Source organism: Rhizomicrobium sp., assembly GCF_056722145.1.
This window is the reverse complement of the sequence record NZ_JBWZET010000163.1, coordinates 1-8,894: the sequence shown is the minus strand read 5'-3', so window position 1 is coordinate 8,894 and position 8,894 is coordinate 1. Positions and strand designations below refer to the sequence as shown.

9 protein-coding genes and 1 riboswitch are annotated in these 8,894 nt (G+C 65.1%); of the genes, 6 read left to right on the top strand and 3 right to left on the bottom strand.

What is annotated here, in order from left to right; all coding sequences use genetic code 11:
* The coding region (locus AC1P6P_RS08895; RefSeq protein WP_481402084.1) for a TonB-dependent receptor plug domain-containing protein at positions 1-1,217 on the bottom strand (1,217 nt) is incomplete at its 3' end.
* A gap of 146 nt (positions 1,218-1,363) precedes the next feature.
* Positions 1,364-1,522: riboswitch (cobalamin riboswitch) on the bottom strand.
* A 102-nt stretch (positions 1,523-1,624) separates the two neighbouring features.
* Here AC1P6P_RS08895 and AC1P6P_RS08890 point away from each other — a divergent pair.
* The 4 genes from AC1P6P_RS08890 (at position 1,625) to phoB (ending at position 5,985) form a co-directional block, all read left to right on the top strand.
* Positions 1,625-3,073 carry an AlkA N-terminal domain-containing protein gene (locus AC1P6P_RS08890; protein ID WP_481402083.1) on the top strand — a complete coding sequence of 483 codons (1,449 nt, stop codon included), beginning with the start codon at positions 1,625-1,627 and terminating at the stop codon, positions 3,071-3,073.
* 143 nt (positions 3,074-3,216) lie between these two features.
* Positions 3,217-4,506, top strand: a complete 1,290-nt coding sequence (locus tag AC1P6P_RS08885) for an ATP-binding protein (RefSeq protein WP_481402082.1) — start codon at positions 3,217-3,219, stop codon at positions 4,504-4,506.
* A gap of 66 nt (positions 4,507-4,572) precedes the next feature.
* Entirely contained in the window at positions 4,573-5,283 is a 711-nt protein-coding gene (gene phoU, locus AC1P6P_RS08880) for a phosphate signaling complex protein PhoU (RefSeq protein WP_481402081.1), read from the top strand.
* A 3-nt stretch (positions 5,284-5,286) separates the two neighbouring features.
* Complete coding sequence (gene phoB, locus AC1P6P_RS08875) at positions 5,287-5,985, top strand: phosphate regulon transcriptional regulator PhoB (protein ID WP_481402080.1); 699 nt, start codon at positions 5,287-5,289, stop codon at positions 5,983-5,985.
* A gap of 170 nt (positions 5,986-6,155) precedes the next feature.
* Here phoB and AC1P6P_RS08870 read toward each other — a convergent pair whose 3' ends face one another.
* On the bottom strand, positions 6,156-6,311 hold the full coding sequence (locus AC1P6P_RS08870) for a hypothetical protein (RefSeq protein WP_481402079.1): 156 nt from the start codon (positions 6,309-6,311) through the stop codon (positions 6,156-6,158).
* Positions 6,312-6,446: 135 nt separating this feature from the next.
* Positions 6,447-6,896 (bottom strand): GcrA family cell cycle regulator, encoded by a 450-nt coding sequence (locus AC1P6P_RS08865; RefSeq protein ID WP_481402078.1) that lies wholly within the window; start codon positions 6,894-6,896, stop codon positions 6,447-6,449.
* Positions 6,897-7,159: 263 nt separating this feature from the next.
* On the opposite strand from AC1P6P_RS08865, the gene AC1P6P_RS08860 reads away from it, so the two are divergent.
* Both AC1P6P_RS08860 and AC1P6P_RS08855 read left to right on the top strand, forming a co-directional pair.
* Positions 7,160-8,341, top strand: coding sequence for an acetylornithine transaminase (locus AC1P6P_RS08860; RefSeq protein ID WP_481402077.1), 1,182 nt, complete (start codon positions 7,160-7,162; stop codon positions 8,339-8,341).
* A gap of 12 nt (positions 8,342-8,353) precedes the next feature.
* The coding region (locus AC1P6P_RS08855) for a Rossmann-fold NAD(P)-binding domain-containing protein (protein ID WP_481402076.1) at positions 8,354-8,894 on the top strand (541 nt) is incomplete at its 3' end.

Genomic DNA, 8,894 nt, shown 5'->3' with positions numbered 1-8,894 from the left:
CCGTCGCCGATGTTGGCGCGCAGCGTCGTGGCATCGCCGAGCTGATAGGCGGCCGCCAGCTTGAACGAGTTATGATCGCCGAATTCGCGGTCGTGATCGTAGCGGACGCCGCCGGTCACGGTGAGATCGGTGACGATTTCGCTCTGCCATTGCGCGTAGAGCCCATCGCTGCGGTCCACGCCCCTGGTTGGTGCGGCGTCGTACTGGCTCTCGGTGTTGAGGCTGGTGCGCTGGTCTTCGGCGCCGAAGGTGAGTTCGTTGCGGGCGTCGAGCTTCAGTCCGCCCTGGTATTCGAAGCGCGTCGCGCCGCCCTTGCCGTAGAAATCCTGCACCGTGTCGTAGGTCGTGCGGTCGCTGTCGGAATGGATGACGGCGAGCCGGTTGGTGAAGCGCCCGTCCCAGGCGCTGGCATTGATGCCGCCATAGAACGCGAGAAGTTCGTTATCGCCGTACTGGTGGGTGTCCTGGAACGTATAGTTCGGCGGCGGATAGCCGTCGTAGCTGTCGCGGGCATAGGTGTAATAGACGCGGGCATCGACGCTCACCGACGGGCTCGCATTCCAGCGCACGTTGCCGGTGACGCCGGCGTGGTGATAGCCGTCGGGCTCGGGATTGCCGTTGCGGGCATCGGCGGCCGAGACGGAATTGGTGAGGTAGTAATTCGCCGCCGCGCCGAATTCGAAATCACCGACGGTGCCGCTGCCGGCGGCATTAAGATGCACGGTGTCGAACGAACCGGCTTCGGCCTCAAGTTTTAAGGTCGGGGCGCCGCCGCGGGTGGTGAGAATGTTGACAACGCCGCCGATGGCATCGGAGCCATAGAGGGTGGATTGCGGCCCGCGCAGTACTTCGACGCGGTCGATGCCGTTGGCGAGCACGTCGCCGACCAGCGCGAAGCCGGTTGTGGAGCTGGGATCGTTGAGGCGGATGCCGTCGACTAGCATCAGCGTCTGACCCGCTTCGGCGCCGCGCACCAGCAGCGAGGTGGACTGGCCGACGCCGCCGTTGCGCACGACAGTGACGCCGGGCACCGAGCCGAGCACATCGCTCAGCACCGTGGTTTGTTTGAGGGCGATGGTATCGGCGCTGATGATCGACACCGACGAACCGGTGACTTCCAGATTTTCAGGCGTGCGCGTGGCGCTGACGACCACGGTCTCGGCCGAGGCGGGTGCGAGCGCGATCAGGGATACGGATAAAAGCAAAACATTACGCATGAGGGTCTCCTGGTATGAGCCAAGAGTCGGCACGCGGGAAAACCCGCTTCGAATCGAACGATGGATTCCGAGTGTTCACCCGCGACGACTCCACTTCTGTCGTCGCGACGGTTTCCCCCGCAGCTCCCGGCACACCCCGGCCGAAAACAGGACGACGGCGCAAGGCAGGTCTCCTGGCTACCGGGTCTTCATCCGCTTCCGCCTTCCCAAGGCTTTCGCCTCAGTGGCCTGTGGAAGCGTCCTCGCCGGTACAGTTGCGGGGGCAGCCGCTTTCGCGTTCCCAAAACCTTGCACGTCAGGAAGTGCTAGTCCGCCGCCGCAGTCGCCGTCAACCGCTTAGGGCGCGCGCGGCTGTGGAGTCCGAAAACGGCCAGACGCGGCGTGACATTTGAGGCATAGTTGCGGCCATGGATTTGCCGCCGTTCGAGGTCTGCTACCGGGCGCTCGCCAGCCGCGATGCGCGGTTGGATGGGCAGCTGTTTGTCGGCATCGCGTCGACCGGGATTTATTGCCGCCCGATTTGTCCGGCGCGTACCGCGAAGGCCGAGAATTGCCGCTTTTTCGCCAGCGCCGCGGCGGCGCAAGCAGCCGGATTCCGCCCCTGTCTGCGCTGCCGTCCGGAAATTTCGCCGGATGCTGCGGCGTGGCGCGGCACCTCCAACACCGTGTCGCGGGCGCTGGCGTTGATCGCCGAGGGCGGTCTCGATGGTGAAGTGGGTGTCGCGACGCTCGCCGACAAGCTCGGTATCGGCGAGCGCCAGCTTCGGCGTCTGTTCGATCAGCATCTCGGCGCGCCGCCGGTTGCGGTGGCGCAGACGCGGCGGGTTTTGTTTGCCAAACAGCTGATTCAGGACTCGTCGCTGTCCATGAGCGTGATTGCGGAAGCATCCGGATTCGGTAGCGTGCGCCGCTTCAACGATGCGTTCGTCAAGCTTTGTGGTTGCGCCCCGCGCGAGCTTCGCCGTCGCCGCAAGCCCGTTTCGGCTGTCACCGTCAAGCTCGGCTATCGCCCGCCCTATGATTGGGATCGCATCGTCGCATTTCTCGCCGCGCGCGCAGTGGACGGCGTCGAAATCGCCGAGCCCGGCCGCTACGCCCGCACCATCGAGATCGGCGCTGTTCACGGCAGCGTGTCGGTGGTGCCCGGTCGCGGCGTGCTGGAGGCGACGATCCGCTTCGCCGATGTGCGCGCCTTGCTCGGCATCGTGGCGCGGCTGCGCCGTCTGTTCGATCTCGATGCCGATGTCGCCGCGATTGGGGCGCATCTGAAAGGCGACGATGTCCTGGCGCCGCTGATCGCCAAGCGGCCGGGTCTTAGGGCACCGGGCGGCTGGGATGGCTTCGAGATGGCGGTGCGCGCGATCCTCGGCCAGCAGGTGACGGTGGTCGCGGCGCGGCGGCTGGCGGGCAAACTCGTGGCGCTGACGACGCCGCGTCTTGCCGCCGAGGTCACTGGTGATGAGCGCCTCACAGCTCTCTTCCCGACGCCGGCGCGGGTTGCCGCTGGCGACATCGCCGGGCTCGGCATGCCGGGCGCGCGGCTGAAATCGCTGCACGCGCTGGCACTGGCAGCCGAAGCCGATCCGACGCTGCTGGACGCTCGCGGCCGACCCGACGAGGCGGTGGCGCGGCTGCGGGCATTGCCCGGCTTCGGTCCGTGGACGGCGCAATACTGGGCGCTGAGGGCGTTGCGCGATGGCGATGCGTTTCCCGCTGCCGATGTGGCGCTGCTGCGGGCCGTTGCGGCAGACGGCACGCGGCCGACCCCAGCGATGCTGCTTGAACGGGCCGAGGCCTGGCGGCCGTGGCGGGCCTATGCGGCGCAGCATCTGTGGGCCCACGACGCCGAACGCTGACGCCTGCGGCGCGGCCGTAGCGCCCCCCTCGTATTTCCCGCAATTCGTTGACTTATTCCGCCCTCCGTAACCGAACCGTCGCAGTTCGGGGCCAAATTGCGACTATGATATCAGACAGTGCGAATCAATATGCGGTGTACGGAATGAACAAGGACGCCGCGTTCTGGGCAGAGCTTCGGCGCGTCTTGTGGTCGGTGGTGGCGGCGTTGGTCGCTGGCGCCGTGCTGTACGCGTGGATGGGCTTGCGTGGCCTCGCTGGCGGCGTGATTGTCGTGGCCGTGGCGGCAATTTCGGCGGGAATCGGCGAGCGGCGCCAGCCTCGGGCGGCAGCCGAAGTTCCGGTGCCCGCCGATCTGGCCGTGTTGTCGCCGCTGGCGCGCGAAATGCTGGAGCGGTTGCCCGATCCCCTGATGCTGGTCAACGGCGGCGATCGCGTGCTGTTCGCCAACGGCGCCATGCGCGAGGTGATCGGCGTCGGCATCGAGCGCAAGCATGTCGCCGCGGTGATGCGCAATCCGGCGATTTTGGAAGCCCTGGCGCGCACGGCCCATACTGGCGAGCCGCTGACCATCGAATTCTCGGTGCGGGTGCCGATCGAGCGCAGCTATCAGGCGTTCACTGCAAGGGTGTCGAGCGACCCGTCGGTTGTGATGCTGTTGATGCACGACCTCACCGCCATGAAGCGCATCGAACAGATGCGGGTCGACTTCATCGCCAATGCCAGCCACGAATTGAGGACGCCGCTGGCCGCCGTCGCCGGCTTCATCGAAACGCTGAAGGGCCCGGCCCGCGACGACGTCGAGGCGCGCGACAAGTTCCTCGACATCATGGGCGTGGAAGCCGAGCGCATGCGCCGGCTGATCGAAGACCTGTTGTCGTTGACCCGAATCGAACTCAACGAGCATGTGCCGCCGCGCAGCGAGGTGGCGCTCGACGCGGTGGTGAAACAGGCGTCGGCGGCGCTGACCCCGCTCGCCAAGGCCGATGGCATGCGCATCGTCGTTGAGTGTCCCGAGCCGCTGCCGCCGATCGCCGGCGAGCGCGACGAGCTGGTGCAGCTGTTCCAGAACCTGATCCACAACGCCATCAAGTATGGTCGCGACAACGGCGAAGTGAAGATCACCTTGCGCCAACAAGCCTGTCCCGGCCGGCGCGGGCCCGAGACTCAGGTCGTGGCGGCGGTTAAGGATGACGGCGAAGGCATTCCCCAAGCGGCGATCCCGCGGCTGACCGAGCGCTTCTACCGCGTCGATGTGAAGCGCAGCCGGGAACGGGGCGGCACCGGCCTGGGGCTGGCAATCGTCAAACACATCGTCAACCGGCACAATGGGCGGCTGCAGATCGAAAGCAAGCTGGGCGAAGGTTCGACGTTTACGATCATTTTGCCGGCGGTGAAAAAGGCAGCGGACGTGCCTGTCACGGAACTGTTATAAAACCATCGCATACCGATAGCGTTGCCGGTGTGAATGGTGCCGGAAACGAGAGAGCGGGCAGGCGTCATGGCAGAGCATACCGTAAGGGCATTCACCGAGCAGCTCGAGGCATTGGCCTCGGCGGTCGCGCAGATGGGCGGTTTGGCCGAAGCGCAACTTGCCGACGCCATCGATGCGATCGCCCGTCGCGACACCGCCAAGGCCGAGAGCGTCGTCGCCGGTGACCGCAAGGTCGACGAGCTGCAGCAGCAGATCGAAGAGCAGGCGCTGAAGGTGTTGGCGCTGCGTCAGCCGATGGCAGTCGATCTGCGCGAGACGCTGGCAGCGATCAAGATTGCCGGCGAGCTGGAACGCATCGGCGACCTCGCCAAGAACATCGCCAAGCGCGCCATCGTCCTCAACCGCGAGCCGCCGATCCGTCTGGCGCAAAGCCTCGCCCGCATGGGCGGCCAGGCGCTGGCGCAGCTGAAGGCGGTGCTCGATGCCTATTCCGACCGCGACGCCGATTCGGCCGAACTGGTGTGGAAGCAGGACGGCGAAATCGACGAGATGTACAACAGTCTGTTCCGCGAGCTTCTCACCTACATGATGGAAGACCCGCGCACGATCGGGCTGTGCACGCACTTCCTGTTCATCGCCAAGAATGTCGAGCGGGCAGGCGATCACTGCACCAACATCGCCGAGGTCGTCTACCACATGGTGACCGGCGGCCATCTCGCCTTTGAGCGTCCCAAAGGGGACACCACCGCCAGCGCGCGCATCGAGAAGAAGGATTAAGCCATGAAGCCGTCGGTGCTCGTTGCCGAGGACGAAAGCGCCCTTGTCACCCTGCTCCGATACAATCTGGAGCGTGAGGGCTACCGGGTATTGGAGGCAATGGACGGCGAGGAGGCGTTGCTCGTCGCCGAAGAGGAAAAACCGGATCTCGTGCTGCTCGATTGGATGCTGCCGCAACTCTCCGGCATCGAAGTGTGCCGCCGTTTGCGCAGCCGGCAGGAGACCCGCAACGTCCCGATCATCATGCTGACGGCGCGTGGCGAGGAATCGGACCGCATCCGCGGCCTCGATACCGGCGCCGACGATTATCTCACCAAGCCGTTCTCGATGATGGAGCTGCTCGCGCGGCTTCGCGCCGTGATGCGCCGCATCCGTCCCAGCCTCGCCGAAGACGTCGTCACCGTCGGCGACATCGAGATGGACCGCGCCGCCCATCGCGTCCGCCGTGGCGGCAAGGAAGTCCACCTCGGCCCCACCGAGTACAAACTGCTCGATCATCTGATCCAGCATCCCGGTCGCGTGTTCTCGCGCGAACAGCTGCTCGATGCGGTGTGGGGTTCGGATGTCTATGTCGAGGCGCGCACGGTGGATGTCCACGTCGGCCGCCTGCGCAAAGCGCTCAACATCGACGGCACCGCCGACCCGATCCGCACGGTGCGCTCCGCCGGCTACGCCCTGGAAGACACCCCGGTCCCGGCGTAGCCGATCACCTCTCGTTGTCATCCCCGGCGAGCTCACTGAAGCGCTTACGCTTCGGTGGGGGGAGGGGACCCAGGTCGTTTCGGCAAGATGGATTTACGAAGCGCGCAGCAGCCTTGGCGCCCCCTCGCGAGATCTGATCCCGCGGGTCATTTCACTACGGGCAATTCCTGCTACCGGCAGATCTTGCTGGCGTGGGCGCCGCGCAGGAGATTGTGCATGGGGTCATGCGTGCTGGCGATGACCTTCTGCTCCGCCTTGCGGGGCACGTCGGCCTTCGCCGGCTTGGTGGCGGTCTTGGCTTTTGGCTTCTCGACGCTCTTCTTCATGCGAATGCTCCGGCCCTGGAAGCCGCCGATGCAGCAGGCTTCGTCGTCGGTTTTTCGGCGCGTTTTTTCATGGTGCGAACAGTAGCACAGGGGCCCTCGTACTGAGGAGGGCCCCAATAGAAGAAAGCGACCGAATCAGCTCGCGATCTTGTCCCGGCGCTGCTGCTGCGGCTGATACGCCTTGCGGGCATGGGCTTCGCAGTAGGGCGAGCCGGACTTCGGCTTGCGGCCGCAGAAGTGGAATTCGTTGTCCGAGGGATCGCCGATCGGCCAACGGCACATGCGGTCGTTGATGGTGAGAACGGTGGCAAAGTTGCCGTCGTCCAGCGTCAGCGGATCTTCTTCGACGATCGGTGCCGGCGGGATGTGCGGGCGGATCGATACGCGTGGGGTTGTTGGCAACCGTGGCCGCTCAATCCGGGAGGGGCTGGCCCGTCCAGCCAGGCCCAGACGGTGCACCTTGCCGATCACGGCATTGCGGGTCACTCCGCCCAGGGCGCGGGCGATCTGGCTGGCCGAAAGGCCTTCGGTCCAGAGGGATTTGAGCTGTTCGACGCGGTCGTCGGTCCAATTGGCCTGGGTCATGCAGTGCTCCTTATGGCCGTCTGCCACCACCTATCGTAGCGGCTCCGGGACCTCGCACAAGGCATGGGGCTGGACCACAAGCCCTTCGTCCACAGGATACGACTCAGCGGAAACGCAAAGCCTGTGCACGAAAATCCGTGAGCGCACTCAAGGGAATACGCGCAACTCTGGGCTTTGTGACACGAGTTTGCTTGTGACGGGGGGGCAAAGCGGCTAAAGCCCCCGTTCCTTATCCACAAATTGCGACTCGTCAGGAGGGTCAAGTGTTTCCCGCATTGCTGCCAACCTACAATCGGACGGACGTCGGTTTCGTCCGCGGCGAGGGTCCTTACCTTTTCGCCGAGGATGGGCAGCGATACCTGGACTTCGGCGCCGGCATTGCCGTCAACGCCTTCGGCCACGCCAACCCGCGCTTGGTTGCGGCGCTGACGGAACAGGCGGGGAAGCTCTGGCACACCTCCAACCTCTATCGCGTTCCGGGGCAGGAGACGCTGGCCAAGCGCCTGACCGAGGTGACCTTCGCCGATACCTGCTTCTTCACCAATTCGGGCGTCGAAGCCTGTGAACTCGCCTGGAAAATGGCGCGGCGCTACCAGTTTGTCAGCGGCCATCCGGAGCGCTTCCATATCATTTGCTTCGAAGGCGCCTTCCACGGCCGCACCATGGCGGCGATCGCGGCCGGCGGAAATCCGAAATACCTCGAAGGCTTCGGCCCCAAGGTGGAAGGCTTCGACACCATCCCGCCAGGCGACCTGAAGGCGGTGGAGGCGGCGATCGGACCGGCCACGGCGGCGATCCTGATCGAACCGGTGCAGGGCGAGGGCGGCGTGCGCGTTTTGACGCCGGAATTCCTGCGGGGCCTGCGCAAGCTGTGCGACGACCACGGCCTGCTCCTCATCCTTGACGAAGTGCAGACCGGCGTCGGCCGCACCGGCAAGCTGTTTGCGCACGAGTGGGCCGGCATCACTCCCGACATCATGCCTATCGCCAAGGCAATCGGCGGCGGCTTCCCGGTCGGCGCCTGCCTGGCGACCGCCGAAGCGGCCAAGGGCATGACGGCCGGCACCCACGGCACCACCTACGGCGGCAACCCGCTGGCCATGGCGGTCGCCAATGCCGCGCTCGAGATGGCGCTGGAACCCGATTTTCTGCCGCATGTCGAACACATCGCCAATTACATGCAGCAGCAGCTTGGTGCGCTGATCGCCGAGCATCCGGGCGTGTTCGAGGAAATCCGCGGGCAAGGGCTGCTTCTCGGCCTCAAGCTGAAGGTGTCGAACGTCGAGTTCGTCACTGCCGCCCGACGACAAGGGCTTCTCATCGTCGGTGCGGGCGACAATGTCGTGCGCCTGCTGCCGCCGCTGATCGTCACCGAAGAGCATGTGCGCGAAGCGATGGAGAAACTCTCCCAAGCCGCCGCGTCGTTCGAAGCCAATTCCAAATAGAGGCCGCCCGCTATGAGCGCCGTTAGACATTTCATCGATCTTGCCGACCACGATTGCGCCACCCTCGTCGCCATTTTGAACGAGGCCAAGCGGCGCAAGGATGCCCGCAAGGGCCTGCCGAAAGGCGTTCCCGATGCCGACAAACCGCTCGAAGGCCACATTCTGGCGATGATCTTCGACAAGCAGTCGACCCGCACCCGCATTTCGTTCGATGTCGGCATGCGCCAGCTCGGCGGCACCACCATCATGCTGACCGGCGCGCAGATGCAGCTCGCCCGCGAGGAGACCATCGCCGACACCGCGCGGGTGTTGTCGCGTTATGTCGATATCGTGATGATCCGCCTGCTCGATCACGAAATGGTGCTCGACCTCGCCGCCAATGCTGACGTGCCGGTGATCAACGGCCTGACCAAACTTTCGCATCCCTGCCAGGTGATCGCCGATCTGATGACCTTCGAAGAGAAGAAGGGTCCGATAAAGGGCAAGACGGTCGCGTGGAGCGGCGATGCCAACAACGTCTGCACCTCGTGGATTCATGCCGCGGTGAAGATGG

Excerpts from the sequence above, each read along its gene's own strand:
- AC1P6P_RS08890 (WP_481402083.1), top strand. The coding sequence starts at position 1,625 with ATGGATTTGCCGCCGTTCGAGGTCTGCTACCGGGCGCTCGCCAGCCGC.
- AC1P6P_RS08885 (WP_481402082.1), top strand. The coding sequence starts at position 3,217 with ATGAACAAGGACGCCGCGTTCTGGGCAGAGCTTCGGCGCGTCTTGTGG.
- phoU (WP_481402081.1), top strand. The coding sequence starts at position 4,573 with ATGGCAGAGCATACCGTAAGGGCATTCACCGAGCAGCTCGAGGCATTG.
- phoB (WP_481402080.1), top strand. The coding sequence starts at position 5,287 with ATGAAGCCGTCGGTGCTCGTTGCCGAGGACGAAAGCGCCCTTGTCACC.
- AC1P6P_RS08870 (WP_481402079.1), bottom strand. The coding sequence starts at position 6,311 with ATGAAGAAGAGCGTCGAGAAGCCAAAAGCCAAGACCGCCACCAAGCCG.
- AC1P6P_RS08865 (WP_481402078.1), bottom strand. The coding sequence starts at position 6,896 with ATGACCCAGGCCAATTGGACCGACGACCGCGTCGAACAGCTCAAATCC.